16 protein-coding genes are annotated in these 17,544 nt (G+C 65.9%); 6 read left to right on the top strand and 10 right to left on the bottom strand.

Annotated elements, in window-relative coordinates:
* Nucleotide 1: 1 nt before the first annotated feature.
* On the bottom strand, nt 2-541 hold the full coding sequence (gene rplF / locus ACFC4D_RS07360; RefSeq protein WP_364641003.1) for a 50S ribosomal protein L6: 540 nt from the start codon (nt 539-541) through the stop codon (nt 2-4).
* A 14-nt stretch (nt 542-555) separates the two neighbouring features.
* Nucleotides 556-954 carry a 30S ribosomal protein S8 gene (gene rpsH / locus ACFC4D_RS07355; protein WP_364641006.1) on the bottom strand — a complete coding sequence of 133 codons (399 nt, stop codon included), beginning with the start codon at nt 952-954 and terminating at the stop codon, nt 556-558.
* 441 nt (nt 955-1,395) lie between these two features.
* Between rpsH and ACFC4D_RS07350 the strand changes: the two genes are divergently transcribed.
* Nucleotides 1,396-2,550: a hypothetical protein gene (locus ACFC4D_RS07350; protein WP_376062104.1), complete on the top strand. Its 1,155-nt coding sequence runs from the start codon at nt 1,396-1,398 to the stop codon at nt 2,548-2,550.
* A gap of 134 nt (nt 2,551-2,684) precedes the next feature.
* Here ACFC4D_RS07350 and ACFC4D_RS07345 read toward each other — a convergent pair whose 3' ends face one another.
* The 6 genes from ACFC4D_RS07345 to rplN all read right to left on the bottom strand — a co-directional run bounded on the left by ACFC4D_RS07345 (nt 2,685) and on the right by rplN (nt 6,711).
* Nucleotides 2,685-3,125 (bottom strand): hypothetical protein, encoded by a 441-nt coding sequence (locus tag ACFC4D_RS07345; protein WP_376062103.1) that lies wholly within the window; start codon nt 3,123-3,125, stop codon nt 2,685-2,687.
* A gap of 78 nt (nt 3,126-3,203) precedes the next feature.
* On the bottom strand, nt 3,204-5,126 hold the full coding sequence (locus ACFC4D_RS07340) for an FAD-dependent oxidoreductase (RefSeq protein ID WP_376062102.1): 1,923 nt from the start codon (nt 5,124-5,126) through the stop codon (nt 3,204-3,206).
* A 142-nt stretch (nt 5,127-5,268) separates the two neighbouring features.
* Nucleotides 5,269-5,454 carry a type Z 30S ribosomal protein S14 gene (locus ACFC4D_RS07335; protein WP_029923637.1) on the bottom strand — a complete coding sequence of 62 codons (186 nt, stop codon included), beginning with the start codon at nt 5,452-5,454 and terminating at the stop codon, nt 5,269-5,271.
* 3 nt (nt 5,455-5,457) lie between these two features.
* Nucleotides 5,458-6,024 (bottom strand): 50S ribosomal protein L5, encoded by a 567-nt coding sequence (gene rplE, locus ACFC4D_RS07330; RefSeq protein ID WP_364641018.1) that lies wholly within the window; start codon nt 6,022-6,024, stop codon nt 5,458-5,460.
* Between the two features lies 1 nt (nt 6,025).
* Complete coding sequence (rplX, locus tag ACFC4D_RS07325; RefSeq protein ID WP_153808457.1) at nt 6,026-6,340, bottom strand: 50S ribosomal protein L24; 315 nt, start codon at nt 6,338-6,340, stop codon at nt 6,026-6,028.
* Between the two features lie 2 nt (nt 6,341-6,342).
* Complete coding sequence (rplN, locus tag ACFC4D_RS07320) at nt 6,343-6,711, bottom strand: 50S ribosomal protein L14 (protein WP_364641022.1); 369 nt, start codon at nt 6,709-6,711, stop codon at nt 6,343-6,345.
* 324 nt (nt 6,712-7,035) lie between these two features.
* Here rplN and ACFC4D_RS07315 point away from each other — a divergent pair, with 324 nt between their 5' ends.
* A complete protein-coding gene (locus ACFC4D_RS07315) occupies nt 7,036-9,084 on the top strand; it encodes a M13 family metallopeptidase (RefSeq protein WP_376062101.1) in 2,049 nt (682 codons plus the stop codon).
* A 130-nt stretch (nt 9,085-9,214) separates the two neighbouring features.
* Nucleotides 9,215-11,251 carry a M13 family metallopeptidase gene (locus tag ACFC4D_RS07310; protein ID WP_375963009.1) on the top strand — a complete coding sequence of 679 codons (2,037 nt, stop codon included), beginning with the start codon at nt 9,215-9,217 and terminating at the stop codon, nt 11,249-11,251.
* A gap of 18 nt (nt 11,252-11,269) precedes the next feature.
* Here ACFC4D_RS07310 and ACFC4D_RS07305 read toward each other — a convergent pair whose 3' ends face one another.
* Both ACFC4D_RS07305 and ACFC4D_RS07300 read right to left on the bottom strand, forming a co-directional pair.
* Nucleotides 11,270-11,623: an MmcQ/YjbR family DNA-binding protein gene (locus ACFC4D_RS07305; RefSeq protein ID WP_375963007.1), complete on the bottom strand. Its 354-nt coding sequence runs from the start codon at nt 11,621-11,623 to the stop codon at nt 11,270-11,272.
* 29 nt (nt 11,624-11,652) lie between these two features.
* The gene (locus tag ACFC4D_RS07300; RefSeq protein WP_376062100.1) at nt 11,653-12,639 is read right to left on the bottom strand and encodes an ABC transporter substrate-binding protein; all 987 of its coding nucleotides are present in this window, start codon (nt 12,637-12,639) and stop codon (nt 11,653-11,655) included.
* A gap of 112 nt (nt 12,640-12,751) precedes the next feature.
* Here ACFC4D_RS07300 and ACFC4D_RS07295 point away from each other — a divergent pair, with 112 nt between their 5' ends.
* From ACFC4D_RS07295 to ACFC4D_RS07285, 3 genes are all read left to right on the top strand, one after another.
* A complete protein-coding gene (locus ACFC4D_RS07295) occupies nt 12,752-13,846 on the top strand; it encodes an AMP-binding protein (protein ID WP_376062099.1) in 1,095 nt (364 codons plus the stop codon).
* A gap of 346 nt (nt 13,847-14,192) precedes the next feature.
* Entirely contained in the window at nt 14,193-15,455 is a 1,263-nt protein-coding gene (locus ACFC4D_RS07290; protein ID WP_375963000.1) for a glycosyltransferase family 4 protein, read from the top strand.
* Complete coding sequence (locus tag ACFC4D_RS07285; protein WP_376062098.1) at nt 15,418-17,544, top strand: glycogen debranching N-terminal domain-containing protein; 2,127 nt, start codon at nt 15,418-15,420, stop codon at nt 17,542-17,544. Before ACFC4D_RS07290 ends, ACFC4D_RS07285 begins: the two co-directional genes overlap by 38 nt.

Here is a 17,544-nt window from a genome sequence, read left to right as displayed (position 1 = left end):
CTTACTTACCCGTCTTTCCGACCTTGCGGCGAACGACCTCGCCGGCGTAGCGGATGCCCTTGCCCTTGTACGGGTCGGGCTTGCGCAGGCCGTGGATAACCGCTGCGATCTGGCCGACCTTCTGCTTGTCGATGCCCGACACCGAGAACTTGGTGGGAGCCTCGACCGCGAAGGTGATGCCCTCAGGAGCCTCGACCGGGACAGCGTGGCTGTAGCCCAGGGCGAACTCGAGGTTCGAGCCCTTGGCCTGCACGCGGTAACCGACGCCGAAGATTTCCATCTTCTTCTCGTAGCCCTTGGTGACACCCTCGATCATGTTGCTGATCAGGGTGCGGGTCAGGCCGTGGAGCGAGCGGTTCTGACGCTCGTCGTTCGGACGAACGACCTCGAGCTCACCGGACTCCGCCTTGGTGACGGTGATCGGCTCGGCGACCACATGCGACAGGGTGCCCTTGGGACCCTTCACCGCGATGTTCTGGCCGTCGATGGTCACCTCGACACCGGCGGGAACCGGGATCGGCTTCTTACCGATACGCGACATTGTTCCTACCTCCCTTACCAGACGTAGGCGAGGACTTCCCCGCCTACACTCTGCTGCTTGGCCTGACGGTCCGTGAGCAGGCCGGCGGACGTGGAGATGATCGCCACGCCGAGGCCACCCAGCACCTTGGGCAGGTTGGTGGACTTCGCGTAAACCCGGAGGCCCGGCTTCGAAACGCGACGCACGCCCTGCAGGCTGCGCTCACGGCTCGGGCCGTACTTGAGGTCGACAACCAGGTTCTTGCCGACGGTCGCATCTTCGATGCGGTAGTCGGCGATGTAGCCCTCACGCTTGAGGATCTCGGCGATGTTCACCTTGATCTTCGAGTGCGGCGCCTTCACCTGATCGTGGTACGCCGAGTTGGCGTTGCGCAGACGGGTCAAGAAGTCTGCGATTGGGTCAGTCATGGTCATGAGTTGACCGCTACCTTTCTCGCCGCGGTTCCCATTCAGCACCGTCACACGGGCGGTCGTGGGCCTACGACAATTCGGTTCGGTCCAGCCGGGTATGCCCGACCGGATTAGCTATCGCCTTCTGGGCAAGCCCGCACACCGAGGTGCGGACATAGATGTGCCCAGGCAACCGGTTCAGTGTAGGCAACCCCTGCTCAGCCACCAAATCGGGGGTGGTGTGCGACTGCTCACGGCGATTTCGGCGGGCGGATGCATAGCGCCGCAAACGTTCGGCGATCTGAGTCACATACACCGGGGGCTGGATTGACACCGGGCGTTTCGCGCGACTGTACTCGTGGCCGCCAGTTGTCTGGGACGGTAATCGCTTTCGGGGGGATGCGGACGCTTCATTGCGGTCGAAAAGCTCGAAAGACCCAATGCAAGAAGAGGTTTGGTACATACATGGCTCGTCACCGCAAGCAGTCCGCGGCACGCAACGCACTATTCGGATCCGTCACCGCGGTGCCCATCGCCGCCGTGATCACCTTCGCCGGATCGGCACAGGCTGCTCCGCAATTCATCACGCCGCAACCGGGGGTGACCACGCCGCCGAGCGCCCGGCAGCCGGGGGTGACCATCGCGCCGTCGGATTCGCTCGCGGTCGCGCATGATCAGGCCGCGCCCGATACCGATTACGGGGTTTCTCGGCCGATTCCGGCGCCCGCGTACACCGCGCCGCTGGATCTCGGACAGTTGCACGCGCCCGAGCCCACACCCCGGGTCGCGCCCATCGTTCCGGCTCCGGAGACGATCCGCATCGGCGACTTCACCGCTCCCGTGGGCAGCGTGGTGCCGAAGGGACTCACCGACGGGGTGAACGCGACGGCCGCGAACCTCGAGGCCGACATCTCGACTTTCGCTCGGTCGATCGGCATTTCACCGAATCGCTCCGATGAGCTCGCCGGTAGAGGTCTGCTCGGCGCGACCACCGGTGCGGCCGCCGTGGGCGTGCCGGCGGCCGTGCTCGGCGGTACCGCCGGAGCCGCGCTGGCCGGGCTCGCGGGCGCGACCGCCGGTGGGCTCGCGGTCGGTGCCGGTGCGGGAATCGCGGGCGCGACCGTCGGGGCGATCGGTGGCGGATTGGTGGGCTCGGGGCTGGGCGCGGTCGGCGGCGGCGCGTTCGGTCTCGCGGCCGGAACCGCCATCGGGGCAATCGCGGGCGGGCTGATCGGCGGAACAATCGGCGGCACAGCCGGAGTCGGGCTTCCCGCCCTGACCGGCGTCGGAATCGTCGTCACCCCGGTCACGGGTGCGGTCGGCACCGTAACCGGTGGCGCCATCGGGGCGGCGATCGGCGCGGCGGTGGGTGCGGCGATCGGCGTCACCGCCGGAGTCGTCGGCGGCACCGTGCTCGGAGCCGGTGGGGGTGCGCTGGTCGGCGGGGCCACAGTCGGCGCGCTCGCCGGTCTGGCGGGTGTGGCGGCGGGTGGCATCGGCGGCGGCGTTGCGGGCGGGACCGCCGGTGCGGCCGTCGGCGGTGCCCTCGCGGGTGCGCTCGGCACCGCCGCGGGTGTGGGAGCCGGAGCGCTCCTGGGCCTGGCCACCGGTGCGGCCTGACCACGAATTCGGCTCGTGGGCAAGAGTTTCCGCCGCCTCCGCGGCGAGAAACTCTGCCGCCCAGAGAAGTTGAGAGTCACTCGGTTTGTCGGAAGCGCCCGGCGTCGACGAAGACGGCCGGGCACGCGGCGGTACTAGGCGACCGACACAATTTCCTCGCAACCGGTGCCCGCGCTGCCGGTGGTGTTGGGCGAGACGATGCGAACCAACAGCGGGCCCGGCGTCAATTCGCCCAGGGGAATTGAGATCTGCGCGGTACCCGCCAAAGTCATGGGCAGGGGCACCCTGACATTCCTGGCGGGCACTTCGAGGTAGGCGGCATTGGTGGCGTTCCAGCCCACATCCACCCGCAGATCCGTATCCACCGACGACCGCGGCTGCGCCCCGACCTGAACGAATCCCACGGCATCGACGACGCCGACCGACCGGACACAGCCGCCGTTCATGACGCCCATGCTGAGGTACTGCTTCCCGTTTTCGGGAGCCGCCTGTCCCGAACCCGCAGCCGCGCAGAGGAATCCCGCAATGGACGCCGTGACCGCGAACGCACGGGCAATGGGCATGGTCGTTGTCATCTGTTCTCGAACCCCCGACTCGGCATAGCCAAAACAAACCAATAGGTACCTTTTCGGCGTCGACCTTAGCGAACCCGATTATTGCCCGGTGGTGGGGTGGCGGGGTTTGAGGAGGCGGAGGGCGCCGGTGAGGGTGGCGGCGTCGAGGACGTCTTCGAGTTGTTCCCAGCGGGAGACGAGGTCGGCGAGCATGGTCATCATGACGTCGGGGAAGGCGTAGAGGAAGGTTTTGTAGCGGTAGTGGTCCAGGAAGTAGAGGCGGACTTGGGATTTGGCGGTGACGGTGGTGGTGCGGGCGTCGTAGAAGATGTCGTGGCTGCCCAGGACGGCGCCTCGGGACATGACGGCGGGTTCGTAGACGCCGCCGAAGTCGACTTCCACTTCGCCGTCGGCGATTACGTAGACGCCGTGGGCGGGGTCCTCCTCGCGGCAGATGAGATCGCCCGGGGTGTAGGTGATTTCGTCGAACATGGAGGCGAGGGTTTCCAGGTCGGCGTCCACCAGTGGCGCGAAGAGGCGGACGCCGAAGGGGTCGACGCCCTCGGACAGGCAGGCGGTGCGGTCGCGCAGGGATTGGAAGCTGTAGTGGCTCATGCGCATTCGAGCGAAGCGCTTCATGCGGTCGATATCGCGGCGCTGGCGGCGGGAGGTTTCGGTGGCGGGCGGGGTGTGCAGGGCAGGGTCGTCGGCGATGCGGGCCGCTTCGCGCAGGCCCGATTCGTACGCGCTGTGCACGCAGCCCCAGTGGTAGCTGTTGGTGGCCTCGCCCGCGAAATACACCCGGTCGCCGATGGGTTCGGCGAGGGTGTCCAGATCGCGCGGGGAGGCGTCGACGCCGATACAGGCGTAGGAACCGCGCGCATACGGGTCCGCCGACCATCTGGTGCGCGAAATCTTGTGCGGTTCAGGAACATTCGTGCCGAAGATATCGGAGACGACGGTGGTCGCGTAATCGTGGACCTCGGTGTCGGACCAGGATTCCATTTCCCGGCCCAGCGATGCGCCGAGCAGCAGCACCAAGATCGGCTTGCCGTGTGACTTCCACATGCTGATCACGACGGTGGGATAGCGGTCGGTCTCGCGGCACATATAGCCGAAGACGTACTGTTCGGCGGGCCAGAAGCGGGCGTCGTAATGCAGGGCGATCTTGTTGAGGGTGCCGAACCCGAGGCGCTCGACGGCACGGCGTTTGAGTTCGGGCAGCGGCGGCTCGAAGCCGATATCACCCGCCTTGAGCACTCCGAGCGGGACCGTGACGAGCACCTTATCGGCGTCGTAGACACCTTTCGAGGTGGTGACCCGCACCGGGTTGTTCGCCTCGCCGTACGCGATATCGCTTACGGCACTGCATGTTTCGATATCGAGATCGGCCGCCAGCGCTCGCACCAGGGCTTGGTAACCACCGTGCAGAACACTGTCCCCGTACCCGTAGACCCGGTACCCGTCCTCCCAGTACTTGAAGGACAGCAGCCCCGGATCCTCGGCCACATCCTCGCGCAGAATCACATTGAGGTGATAGCGAATAGCCTGCTCATCGGCCGGTTCATACCCGCCCGCGGCCAAAATCTCATCCAGTACCGCGGCCAGCGAAACATCCGGATCTCCGTGCCGCCGAGCCAATTCCGCCCGCAGCTCCAGTTCGTGCAGCACCGCGTCCGCCAATTCCAGCGTCCGGTTCTTCATGGTGGCGGGCGCGGCCACCCGATCCGGCCCGAACAGCGTGAGACTGTCGAACCCGCCCGTATACGAACTGTCCCCGCCCACATACCCGTACGGCAGCTCCAGCCGTTCCACGAGTTCGGTCAGCGGATTCCCCTCGGTCCCGTGAATCCAATGCGCCCCGAGATCAACCCCGTCCGCATCGGTCCAGATCCGCCCGCCGATCCGATCCCGAGCCTCCAGCACCGTCACCGCGTATCCGAGTTTGCGAAGTGCTTGCGCAGCAGCCAATCCCGCGATCCCCGCACCCACCACCACAATCGATCCACGCGGCTGTGTCATAGCCACAGTATCGGCGAGGGCGGTGGCGCCGGACCGGGAAATGGTCTTGATGGTCGGTCGTTCAAACACCGAAAGCCCCCACACCGGAAAATTCCGGCATGGGGGCCTTCGATCAAGTTGTCAGCTCACGAGGGAGCTGAGCTCACCAGGAGCTCTTGTGCACGCCCGGGAGCTCACCGCGGTGCGCCATTTCGCGCAGGCACACGCGGCAGAGGCCGAACTTGCGGTAGACCGCGTGGGGGCGGCCGCAGCGCTGGCAGCGGGTGTAGGCACGCACCGCGAACTTCGGCTTGGCGTTGGCCTTGTTGATCAGAGCCTTCTTAGCCATGGATCAGTTCTCCTTGAACGGGAAGCCGAGGTGCTTGAGCAGGGCACGGCCTTCTTCGTTGTTGGTCGCGGTGGTCACCACGGTGATGTCCATACCACGGGGGCGATCGATGCGGTCCACGTCGATCTCGTGGAACATCGACTGCTCCGAGAGGCCGAAGGTGTAGTTGCCGTTGCCGTCGAACTGCTTCGGCGACAGGCCGCGGAAGTCGCGGATACGGGGCAGCGCGATGGAGATCAGGCGATCCAGGAACTCCCACATGCGGTCGCCACGAAGGGTGACCTTCGCGCCGATCGGCATGCCCTCACGCAGCTTGAACTGCGCGATGGACTTGGTGGCCTTGCGGATCTCGGGCTTCTGGCCGGTGATCAGGGTGAGGTCGGCGACCGCACCGTTGATCAGCTTCGCGTCACGGGCGGCGTCGCCGACACCCATGTTCACGACGACCTTCACGACACCCGGGATCTGCATCACGTTGTCGTAGTTGAACTCGCTGTTCAGCGCGTCCTTGATTTCGGCGCGGTAGCGCGCCTTCAGGCGCGGCTGCACCTTGTTCTCAGTCGAAGTCATCTCAGATGTCCTTCCCGTTGCGACGGGAGATGCGAACGCGCTTGCCGTTCTCATCGGTGCGGTAACCGACGCGAGTCGGCTTGCCGTCCGAGTCCACAACCATCACGTTGGAGGCCTGGATCGCAGCTTCCTGGGTAACGATGCCGCCGGAGCTGGCGCCACGCTGGTTCGCGGAGTTCGCGACGTGCTTCTTGATCCGGTTAACGCCCTCGACCAGGACCTTGCCGGTCGCCGGGAAGGCCTGGATGACCTTGCCCTTGGCGCCCTTGTCCTTGCCCGAAACGACGATCACGGTGTCGCCCTTGTGCACCTTCATGGTCAGAGCACCTCCGGGGCCAGCGAAACGATCTTCATGAACTTCTTCTCGCGCAGCTCACGGCCGACCGGGCCGAAGATGCGGGTGCCGCGCGGATCGTGATCCGGCTTGATCAGCACCGCGGCGTTCTCGTCGAAACGGATGTACGAGCCATCCGCGCGACGGCGCTCCTTGGTGGTGCGAACGACGACGGCCTTGACGACCTCGCCCTTCTTGACGTTGCCACCCGGGATGGCGTCTTTCACGGTGGCGACGATGATGTCGCCGATACCGGCATAGCGACGCGACGAACCACCGAGCACGCGAATGCAAAGGATTTCCTTGGCACCCGTGTTGTCGGCGACGCGCAGTCGCGACTCCTGCTGAATCACTTCAGCTCCTCCTAGACCTGGACGAAATGCACGCCGGATTGCCGACCCGACGGGCATGGTCAGTTGCCCTTCGCACGCGCGCCTGCCAGCGGTTTTCACCGATCTGGGAAGACCGAACCGCTGTGGGTTCGCGGCCGAAGTGCGGGCATAGCTCCCGCAGGCAACCGGACAAGTGTAGCCAAGCCGCAGGTGGCAGCGAAATCGGGGTCGGTTCGGCGGTTATCGCAGGCGACACCGGGCGTGGATTCAGCTGATGCTCAGCCTCGACTATTAGCGTCGGGCCGACCGAGCAATACCCGATTATCCGATATGAGGAGATTCGCGTTGACCTCTGCGCGCCCCTTCGCTGTTGATCGCCGGAAGTTCCTGATCGCGCTGGGGGTGTTGCCTGCCGCCGCGCTGTTGCCGGGATGTTCGAGTTCGGAGCCCGCGAAAACCGCCGCGCAACTGATCGGACCGGATATGTCCGGATCCAATCCGGCGATCCGGCCGCAGGACGATCTGTACCGGTTCGTCAACGGCAAATGGCTCGACGAGTATCAGCTGCCGCCGGACAAGACCTCGTTCGGCACCTTCGACGAGGTGCAGGACCGGGTCGAGGAACAGCTCCGGGACATCATCACCGGGATTCACGATCCGAAATCCGGGACCGATGAGCAGAAGATCCGGGATCTGTACGACGCGCGGCTGGATCTGAACGATATCGAGACCCTCGGCATGCAGCCGCTGCAGGATCTGTTCGCCAAGGTCGACGGGGCGCAGACCAAGCCCGATCTGGCGAAGGTGATGGGCGCGCTGCCCGGAGTGGGGTTGATCGGGCTGATGGTCGGGGCCGATCCCAAGAACTCCAATGCCTATCTGGCACAGGTCCAGCAGTCCGGGACCGGGCTGGATCAGCAGTACTACCTCAAGCCCGCGAACGCCGACAAGCTCACGGCCTACCGCACTTTCATGGCGCAGATCGCCGGCGGTGCGGGATTCGCCGATCCGGTGGCGCTGGCCGGCCGCGTGGTGGATCTGGAGGGCCGCATCGCGGCCGCGCAGTGGACCAATGTGCAACTGCGCGATACCGATGCCGGGTACAACCCGCGCAGCTGGGCCGAATTGGTCGCGCTCGCACCGGGATTCGATTGGGATCCGTGGCTGGCGGGCAATACCGACCGGCCGAAGAACCTGTTCGACAGGGTGAATGTCGGGCAGCCCTCGTTCATGACCGCGGCCGGGGACCTATGGCAGCAGGTCGATATCGCGCAGTGGCGTGACTATTTGAAGCTCGCGCTGGTGCGCGGGTTCGCGCCGTATCTGCCCAAAGCGATCAACGACGCCAATTTCGACTTCAATTTCACGGTGATGGCGGGGGTGAAACAGCGGCCCGAGCGCTGGAAGTCCGCGGTGGCGACGATCAACTCCAATCTCGGGGACGCGCTCGGAAAGCTGTACGTGGACAAGCACTTTCCGGCCGAGGCCAAGAAGCGGGCGGATGACATGGTGGCGGATCTGCGGGCCGCGTACAAGGAGAATTTCACCAACTCCAGCTGGATGTCGCCCGATACCAGGACCGCGGCCATCGCGAAGCTGGAGAAGATCGACGCCAAGATCGGATACCCGGCCAAGTGGGAGGACTATTCGTCCGTCACGGTCACGCGCGGCAAACTCATCGAATCCATCCGCGCGATTGGCGAATTCGAGGCCAAGCGGATGTTCAACCGGCTCGGGACGCCGGTCGACAAGACCGAATGGGGTATGCCGCCGCAGACGGTGAACGCCTACTACAACCCGAGCGCGAACGAGATCGTCTTCCCGGCCGCGTTCCTGCAGCCGCCGTTCTTCGACAAGGACGCGCTGCCCGCGGTGAATTACGGTGCGGGCGGGGCGGTCATCGGGCATGAGATCGGGCACGGGTTCGACGATCAGGGCTCCAAATACGACGCGGACGGGAATCTGCACGATTGGTGGACGCCCGGGGATCGGACGGCGTTCGAGGCCAAGACCAAGCTGCTGATCGAGCAGTACAACGCGCTGGTGCCGACCGGGCTGCCCGCCGATCAGCATGTGAACGGCGAACTCACGGTCGGTGAGAATCTGGCGGATCTGCGCGGGCTGGAGATCTCGCTGGCCGCGTACCGGATGCTCGAAAAGCGCGGCGGCAATGCGAATCCCGATTTGAAGCCGATGTTCGAATCGTGGGGACGGACCTGGCGCACCAAGCAGACGCAGGAGGCCCTGGAGGATCAGATCGCCAATGATCCGCATTCCCCGGCCGAATTCCGCTGCAATCAGGTGGTGCGCAATCTCGCCGATTTCTACGAGACGTATCAGGTGAAGGACGGCGATAAGGAGTTCTTGCCGCCGGAGCAGCGCGTGAGTCTCTGACTCGAGCACCCGCCCGCGATGGTGACATCCCGCCCGCGACAGACCGACGCGGGCGGGCGAACCCCGGTAGCCTCGGGCGCACCATTGGCTACTAGCAGGGGTGCGGCGTACCGCACCGGGAGGGTTCTTCGTGACTTCGTCGGGTCCGGTGCGCCTCGATCGCCGCGCATTTCTGATCGCACTCGGGCTGGTTCCGGCCGCTGCCGTGGTGGCGTCGTGTGCGAAAGATGATGCGCCCAAGCAGTTGTCGGGGGTGGATCTGGCGGGTGTGGATGAAGCAGTCCGGCCGCAGGACGATCTGTACCGGTACGTCAATGGCAAATGGCTGCGCGAGTATCAGTTGCCGCCGGACAAGACCGCGTTCGGCGCGGGCAGTGAGGCCGGGGAGCGGACGCAGGATCGGTTGCGCGCCATCATCGACGGCATCAAGGATCCGAAGCCCGGATCCGAGGCGCAGCAGATTCGCGATCTGTACGACGCCCGCGTGGACTGGGACACGGTCGAGAAGCTGGGGCTCTCGCCATTACAGGACCTGTTCGACAAGGTCGACAAGGCCGCTACCAAACCGGATCTGGCCAAGGTCATGGCGGAGTTGCCGATCGGCGGGCTGATCGGGCTCGGCGTGAGCGTGGATCGCAAGAAGTCGGACAGCTATGTGCCGATCGTGGTGCAGTCCGGGATCGGGCTCGACGAGGAGCAGTACCGCAAGCCGCAGTACGCCGAGATTCGCGCGGGGTATCGCACCTATCTCGAGGACATCGCCAAGGCGGCGAATTTCCCGGATCCGGCCGGGGTGGCGCAGCGCATGTTCGATCTGGAGACGCGGATCGCGGCCGCGCACTGGGACAGTGTGCGCGGGCGCGATGCCAATGCCACCTACAACAAGATGAGCTGGCAGCAGCTGACCGAGTTGGGGCGCGGATTCGATTGGGAGCCTTGGCTGGCGGGCAATACCGACCGGCCGAAGGACTTGTTCTCCGAGGTGGTGGTGGGGCAGCCGTCGTTCATCACCACGGCGGGGCAGATCTGGGCCGACACCGATATCGCGGTGTGGCGGGATTACTTGAAGCTCAGTGTGATTCGCGGGTATTCGCGGTATCTGCCGTTGGCGTTCAACGACGCGTACTTCCGTTTCTTCGGCACGATTCTGCGCGGGCAGAAGGAGCGCGCCGAACGCTGGAAGTACGGCGTGGACATGGTCAATTCGTCGCTGTCCGAGCAGCTCGGCAAACTGTATGTGACGCAGTACTTTCCGCCGGAGGCCAAGGAAGAGGTCAAGCGGATGGTGGACGATCTCATGTCCGCCTACCGGGAGAACTTCCGCACCAATAAGTGGATGACCCAGCCGACGCGGGATGCGGCTCTGGCCAAGCTGGACAAGATGCGGGTCAAGCTCGGCTATCCGGACAACTGGGTGGACTACTCCAAGCTGGAGATCGTGCGCGGCAAGCTCATTCAATCCCTGCGCAATATCGGGACCTTCGAATCCAAGCGGGATCTGGCGCGGCTCGGGACGCCGGTCGACAGGACCGAGTGGAACATGAGCCCGCAGACCGTCAATGCCTACTATTCACCACCGCTGAACGAAATCGTCTTTCCCGCAGCGTATTTGCAGGCTCCGTACTTCGACAAGGACTCGCAGCTGGCGGTGAATTTCGGTGCGGTCGGCGCGACCATCGGCCACGAGATCGGCCACGGCTTCGACGATCAGGGCTCCAAGTACGACGGCGACGGCAATCTGCACGATTGGTGGACCGCGGAGGATCGTCGCGCGTTCGACGCGACCGCGGATAAGCTTGTGGCACAGTTCGATCCGCTCGTCCCCGAGGGCCTGAATCCGGATCAGCATGTCGATGGCCGCCTGACCCTGGGCGAGAATCTCGCCGATCTGCGCGGTCTGCAGATCGCGCTGGCGGCCTATCGGATCGCCGAAAAGCGTGCGGGCAACGACAATCCGGACTATCACACGCTGTTTCTGTCCTGGGCCCGTGGCTGGCGCATCAAGATGACCAAGGAACTCGCCGCCGAACTCCTCACCGACACCCACTCCCCCGACGAGTTCCGCTGCAATCAGGTGGTGCGCAACCTGCCGGAGTTCTACGCCGCCTTCGGCGTCCAGTCGACCGACAAACTGTTCCTCCCCGAGGATCAGCGCATCACCTTCTGACGCTTGCCGCCGCCGGACTCACACGGGTTCGGCGGCGTCCCGCTCCTGCACCAGTTTCGGCGGTGCGGCCTGCCGCCACGAATCCTCCACGATCGCCGCCAATTCCTCGCGATCCTCCAGCGCGGCCAACCGCACCCGCACCCAGGCCCCACTCGCCTCGTGCGGCGCCACCCAGAACTTCTCCGGCTCCGCCAGCACCAATTCGTTCCGCTCGACGATCGGACACCGCACCGCCATCGACGTCTCCCCCTCCGGCAACGTCAGAAACAACTTCTTCGCCACCCGAAACGTAGGCATATCCCACTCGAACAGCTCCCGCACCTCCCCCAGCGAAAGCGCCACCGCCCGCACATCCTCACCACTCACCCGCATGCCCCGATCTTCCCAGCCGGGTACGACAGCTACCGAGCGGCGTTGGCGAGGGCGGGTTCGAGTTTGGTCAGCAGGTGTGGGAGGGACAGGGGGGTGGGATGAGTTAGGGCGGCTAGTTCCTGGGTGGTGAGGAAGAGGGTGGCGTTCTTTCGTACGGCGGGGAGGTCGGTGAATCCCGGTAGGGCTCGGTAGGTTTCGTCCATTCCGGGGGAATAGGCCGCTATCAGGAGGTCCGCGTCCAGGGGTGGGAGGTGGTCGAGGGTGAGGCGGCCGGTGGGGCGGCCCTGGGTGATCAGGGGTGGCGGGATGGTCAGGCCCAGTTGGGTGAGGAGGGTGTTGGCTGGGTCTTCGGGGGCGGTGAAGGCCATGAATTGGGTGGGGGCGGAGAGCCAGGTGGTGGTGAAGGTTTTGGTCTTCAGGGTGGGGTGCTGTTGGGGGATGGCGTTGATTCGGGTGGTCAGGTCGGTGATGAGGGTTTCGGCGGGAGCGTCTTGGCGGAGGGCTTTGCCGAGGGCGCGCAGGTGGTCGGGCCACGCGGTGTCGTCCGTCTCGGAGAGTGCGGGGAGGGTGGGGGCGATTGTGGATAGATCGGTGTAGGTGGCGCGGGTGGCGATGACGGGGTCGGCCAGGATGAGGTCGGGGTGCAGCGGGGTCAGTTGGTCGGTCAGGGATGCGCTGGTGTCGAGCGATCGGGCCGCGGTGAGGGTGGCGGGTTCCCAGGGCGGAGTGGATCCGGCGGGGGCGGCGAGGTCGTCGATATAGGCGATCGGGGTGATACCGAGCGCCTGGGCGGTGTCCAGCCACTGATTACCCAGGGCCACAACGCGTTTGGGGATGCCCGGAATGGTGGTTTCGCCGAAGGCGTGGGTGATGGTGACCGGCTGGGGTGCGGGCGTTTCGACGGGACCGGTTGGTTCGTCATGTTTCTCACACGCCGCGACGAAGAGCGCGAACAGCATTGCGAAGGTGGCGAAGACTGCCCGCTTTCGGACGCGTGACCTGCGGATCGACCCCATTTCCGCCCTTCCGTCGCAAGCTGTTGCAGGTTCGATCCCCGATGGGGCTGCCTATTGTGTCCTCGATCGATTAGGTTAGGGTTGCATAAGTAATTGTTCGGGGGTGTGAGCGATGGAGCGTTGGTTGCCGGAGAGTCTTTCCGCGGTCGAGCGGCATCGTCTCGTGGACGAGTGGGCCAACGGAGTCGAACTGTACGACGTGCCGTCGGTGGAATCGCTGATCGGCTGCGGGCGTCGCGTGCCGGTTCTGCGTACCGCTGTCCGTCATGGCGGCCACATCCTCACCTATGCCGAGCTGTTCACCGTGCTCGACGGCGGCGTCATCGGCACCGCCGGTCCCAGTCTGGACGGTCTGGCCCGGGTGCTGTGCGATATCGCCGATGCCACCGAGAACGATTCCGCGGTCACCTTCGGCTCCGGCATCTCGCTGACCCCGGACGCGCTGGCCGCCGCGGCGGACGATCGCCGCGCGGTGGTCGCCGATCATCGCGAGTGCCGGGTGGATCGGGCCTTCGGTTCGGCCGATGTGCGTCTGTTCGCGACCCGCTGGGATTGTGCGGACGCAGCCGTGGAATTGCTGGCGGCGCTGGCCGACGGCGCGACCCTGGTGCTGGCCACCGAGGCGCAGCGCACCGATCCGACCGCGCTGGCCGAACTCATCTCGACCTGTGCGGCGACCCACGTGGTGGCCCCGGCCGAGATCCTGTCCGGGCTGGCCGATCGCCCGGCCCCGGCACTGCCGACGGTGCGACGCTGGGATGTCACCGGAACCGCCTGTCCGGCGGTGCTTTCCGGACTGCTGCGGTCCATCGCCCCGGGTTCGGTGGCCGGATTCGCCTATAGCGCGGCCGCTTACGCGGGTGTCGCGGCGCGCGGTCCGCTCGATGGTTCGGGCCGGGTGCGCCCGATTCCGGGTGCGCGGCTACTGGTGCTGGACGAGGCGCTGGAGCTGGTCGCGCCGGGTGTGACCGGTGCGGTGTATCTGGGTGGTGCGGCGCTGGCGGTCACCGCCGGCGGTTTCGTCGCGGACCCGTTCGCCGTGCGCGGCACGCTTTCCCGTACCGGTGCGCGCGGGCACTGGACCGCCGATGGCTGGCTGGTGTTCGAATCGGCCGAGGTGGCCGAAACGATTGACACGGCGATCACCGTCACGGTGGCCGAGCACGCGACCGCGACGGCGGATGACGAAGTCGGCTACGCGGCCTGAACTTTCTGCCAATAAACACCGGAACAATTCCGATCTGTCCCTGATATGTGATTTGCGGCGATAGTGTGGAAATCACCAAATGGCCGCCGAGCGCGAGGAAGCGCCCGGGGTGCCTGTGATCCGGTCAGCGAACCGCCAGGCACCGGCCGGCGCGACGATCATCAGGCGTTCAAACCCTAGAGCGTGCTGTCGAACTTCCCACCGGGCTCATCCGCGCACTGTCGCGTCCAGATGAGCCGGGTAGTTCACTGCGGCACAGTCGCTTTCGATCTTCCACCGGAGTCGGCCGCCCATGCCGACGCCCACTGCACCGGGCGAAGGCGGTTGTGTTCCGGAAGGAGTGGTCATGAGCGCCACATTCGAATTCGCATCCCTTACCCGTGATCGGCTTCGCATCGCGATGGTGGTGCCGCCGTACTTCGACATCCCGCCGAAGGCGTACGGCGGTGTCGAGGCCGTGGTGGCGGATTTGGTGGACGCCCTGGTGGAGCGGGGGCACGAGGTCACGCTGCTGGGCGCGGGCGTGAACGGCACCGCCGGGCGGATGGTCTCGCTGTGGGATCGGGTTCAGTCGGATCGGCTGGGCGATCCGTTTCCGGAGATATTGCACGCCTTGAAGGTCCGGCGCGCGCTGGAGGGACTCTCGGCGCTGGAGGGTTTCGATCTGGTCCACGACCACACCTTCGCGGGACCGCTGAATATGCCGATGTACCGCGAGCTCGGTATGCCGACCGTGATCACCGTGCACGGTCCCGTGAACGGCGAACCGTACCTGTACTACAGCGAACTCGGTGAGGACGCGCAGCTGGTGGCCATCAGCGATCGGCAGCGCTCGCTCGCCCCGGATCTGAATTGGGTTGGCCGCGTGCACAATGCGCTCCGTGTCGACGATTGGCCCTTCCGGGCGGAGAAGGACGACTACGCTCTGTTCCTGGGCCGGTTCACCGAGGACAAGGCGCCGCATCTGGCGCTGGAGGCCGCGCATGCCGCGGATATTCCGCTGGTGCTCGCCGGGAAGTGCGCCGAACCGCCCGAGTTGCGGTATTTCGAGAGTGCGGTACGGCCATTGCTCACCGAACGCGATCACATGTTCGGTATGGCCGATGCCGTGGCCAAACGTGAATTGCTGGCCGGGGCACGCGCTTTGCTGTTCCCGGTGCGGTGGGAGGAACCGTTCGGCATGGTGATGATCGAGGCGATGGTGTGCGGCACGCCCGTGGTGGCGTTGCGCGGCGGCGCCGTGGCCGAGGTGATCGTGGACGGTGTCACCGGTCGCATTTGCGACGATCCGGCCGAATTGGCAACGGCCATCAAGGAAGTGCAGACCTACGATCCGCACGCCATGCGCGCGCATGTGGTCGAGCATTTCGGCGCGGACACTCTCGGCCGCGGTTATGAGGAGATCTATCGCCGGGTGGTGCGCGCGCATCGGCCGCGCCGCGCGGCGGCCCTGCACGCCAGGTCCGCGAATTCCGTGCACCAGTCCGCGACCGCACCGCCGCGTCCGGCGAGTGTCGGCGCCGCGGTCGGGGCGGGACTCGGCGTCGACATCATCGAACGGGAGAGTGTGAGTGAGCGAAGAGGTTCCGGTCGCGTTGAACGCCGGTGAGCCGTCGGCCCTGGGCAGTAGCGGAGGGGCGGTGACGCTGGTGGAGGGAAGTACGTTCTGCCTGTCGGATCGCGTCGGCGATGTCGAACCGGGGACGCCGTATGGATTGTTCTTCCGGGACGCGCGGGTGCTGTCCCGCTGGGAGTTGCGGGTGGACGGGAATCGGCCGGAGGCACTGTCGGTGCTGACGCCGGAGGCGTTCACCGCGCGGTTCATCCTGCGCCGCCCGCCCCGCGCGGGGGTCGCGGACAGCACGGTTCTCATTGTGCGCGAACGCCTTGTCGCGGACGGGCTGCGCGAGACCATCACGGTGGAGAACATGGGCCGCGAGACCACGGCCGTGGATCTGCAATTGCTGATCGACGCGGATTTCGTGGATCTGTTCGCGGTCAAGGAGGGCCGCACGGCCAGTGCGCGGGCCGAGATCATCGTGTCCGATCAGGAGCTGCTACTAAACGACCGGTCGGATCGGTCCCGGGGTCTGACGGTCTCGTCCTCGGAACCGCCGGTGGTACTGCCGGGTTCGCTGTCCTGGCGGGCCGTGGTGCCCGCCGGGGGCAGCTGGCAGACCGAGGTGCTGGCCCAGCCCACCATGGGCAGCCAGCCCGTGCGGTCGTCGCTGGGTCCGGGTGAGCATTACGAATTCAGTGAGCCGAGCCGCAAGATCGCGGCCTGGCGCGATACCGCCACCAATATCACCGCCGCGGATCCGCAGCTGGCGCTGGTGCTGACCCGCACCGAAAGTGATCTGGGCGCCTTGCAGATTCATGACGAGAGCCGTGGCGGCCGTCCCTTCGTGGCGGCCGGCGCACCCTGGTTCATGACGCTGTTCGGCCGTGACTCGCTGCTCACCGCGTGGATGGCGCTGCCGCTGGATGTCGGCCTGGCGGTCGGCACCATGGAGCAGCTGGCCGAGATGCAGGGACAACGGGTGGATCCGATGACCGAGGAGGAGCCGGGTCGCATCATGCACGAGATGCGGCGCGGCCCGGCCAGCGGTGCGGTGCTGGGCGGTGAGACGTACTACGGAACCATCGACGCCACACCGCTTTTCGTCATGCTGCTGGCGCAGGCACGGCGCTGGGGCGCGGATGCCGAATCGGTGCGGGCGCTGCTGCCCGCGGCGGACGCGGCGCTGGCGTGGATCACCGACTACGGGGACCGCGACGGTGACGGGTTCGTGGAGTATCGGCGCGCCACCGATCGCGGTCTGATCAATCAGGGCTGGAAGGACAGTTTCGACGGCGTCAATGACGCGATCGGGCATTTGGCGGAGCCGCCGATCGCGCTGTGCGAGGTGCAGGGCTACGTGTACGCGGCGCTGCTGGCGCGGGCGGAACTGGCCGACGAGTTCGGTGACCCGATGACAGCGGCGCATCTGCGGGATCGCGCGGCCGAGTTGCGCACCAAATTCGCCGAAGCGTTCTGGCTGCCCGAAAAGGGTTGGTTCGCGGTCGCTTTGGACGGCAATAAGCGCAAGCTCGATGCGCTCACCAGCAATATCGGGCATTGCCTGTGGTCGGGCATCATCTCGGACGAGCATGCCGCGGTGGTGATCGAACGGCTGGCGGCCGAGGATATGGATACCGGATTCGGTTTGCGCACACTGTCTTCCAGGATGGGCGCGTTCAATCCGATGAGTTATCACAATGGTTCGGTGTGGCCGCACGACACCGCGATCGGGGTGGCCGGGCTGCTGCGCTACCGGCATATCCCGGGAGCGATCGAGCTGGCGACGCGACTGGCCGAGGGATTGCTCGATGCCGCAGGGGCTTTCGGCGGGCGACTGCCGGAATTGTTCTGCGGTTTCCCGCGCGCCAAGTTCGCCGCACCGGTCCCCTATCCGACGTCCTGTTCACCGCAGGCGTGGGCCAGTGCCGCACCGCTGCTGCTGGTGCGGTCGTTCCTGGGGCTGGATCCGGATATTCCGCGGCGCACGCTCACCGTGCTGCCGCATCTGCCCGCGCGCTGGGGGCGGGTGGAGCTCACCGATCTGCGGCTGGGCGGTGCGGTGATCGATCTGGCGGTGGAGGGCGAGAAGGTGACGGCCGCCAATCTCCCCGAGGATTGGCGGCTCATCACGCACTAG

It is taken from the genome of Nocardia sp. NPDC056000, from assembly GCF_042269265.1.
Taxonomy (GTDB): domain Bacteria; phylum Actinomycetota; class Actinomycetes; order Mycobacteriales; family Mycobacteriaceae; genus Nocardia.
The sequence above is the reverse complement of the archived record's forward strand: the minus strand, read 5'-3'. Positions and strand labels throughout refer to the sequence as shown.

Excerpts from the sequence above, each read along its gene's own strand:
- rplF (WP_364641003.1), bottom strand. The coding sequence starts at position 541 with ATGTCGCGTATCGGTAAGAAGCCGATCCCGGTTCCCGCCGGTGTCGAG.
- rpsH (WP_364641006.1), bottom strand. The coding sequence starts at position 954 with ATGACCATGACTGACCCAATCGCAGACTTCTTGACCCGTCTGCGCAAC.
- ACFC4D_RS07350 (WP_376062104.1), top strand. The coding sequence starts at position 1,396 with ATGGCTCGTCACCGCAAGCAGTCCGCGGCACGCAACGCACTATTCGGA.
- ACFC4D_RS07345 (WP_376062103.1), bottom strand. The coding sequence starts at position 3,125 with ATGACAACGACCATGCCCATTGCCCGTGCGTTCGCGGTCACGGCGTCC.
- ACFC4D_RS07340 (WP_376062102.1), bottom strand. The coding sequence starts at position 5,126 with ATGACACAGCCGCGTGGATCGATTGTGGTGGTGGGTGCGGGGATCGCG.
- ACFC4D_RS07335 (WP_029923637.1), bottom strand. The coding sequence starts at position 5,454 with ATGGCTAAGAAGGCTCTGATCAACAAGGCCAACGCCAAGCCGAAGTTC.
- rplE (WP_364641018.1), bottom strand. The coding sequence starts at position 6,024 with ATGACTTCGACTGAGAACAAGGTGCAGCCGCGCCTGAAGGCGCGCTAC.
- rplX (WP_153808457.1), bottom strand. The coding sequence starts at position 6,340 with ATGAAGGTGCACAAGGGCGACACCGTGATCGTCGTTTCGGGCAAGGAC.
- ACFC4D_RS07305 (WP_375963007.1), bottom strand. The coding sequence starts at position 11,623 with ATGCGGGTGAGTGGTGAGGATGTGCGGGCGGTGGCGCTTTCGCTGGGG.
- ACFC4D_RS07300 (WP_376062100.1), bottom strand. The coding sequence starts at position 12,639 with ATGGGGTCGATCCGCAGGTCACGCGTCCGAAAGCGGGCAGTCTTCGCC.
- ACFC4D_RS07295 (WP_376062099.1), top strand. The coding sequence starts at position 12,752 with ATGGAGCGTTGGTTGCCGGAGAGTCTTTCCGCGGTCGAGCGGCATCGT.
- ACFC4D_RS07290 (WP_375963000.1), top strand. The coding sequence starts at position 14,193 with ATGAGCGCCACATTCGAATTCGCATCCCTTACCCGTGATCGGCTTCGC.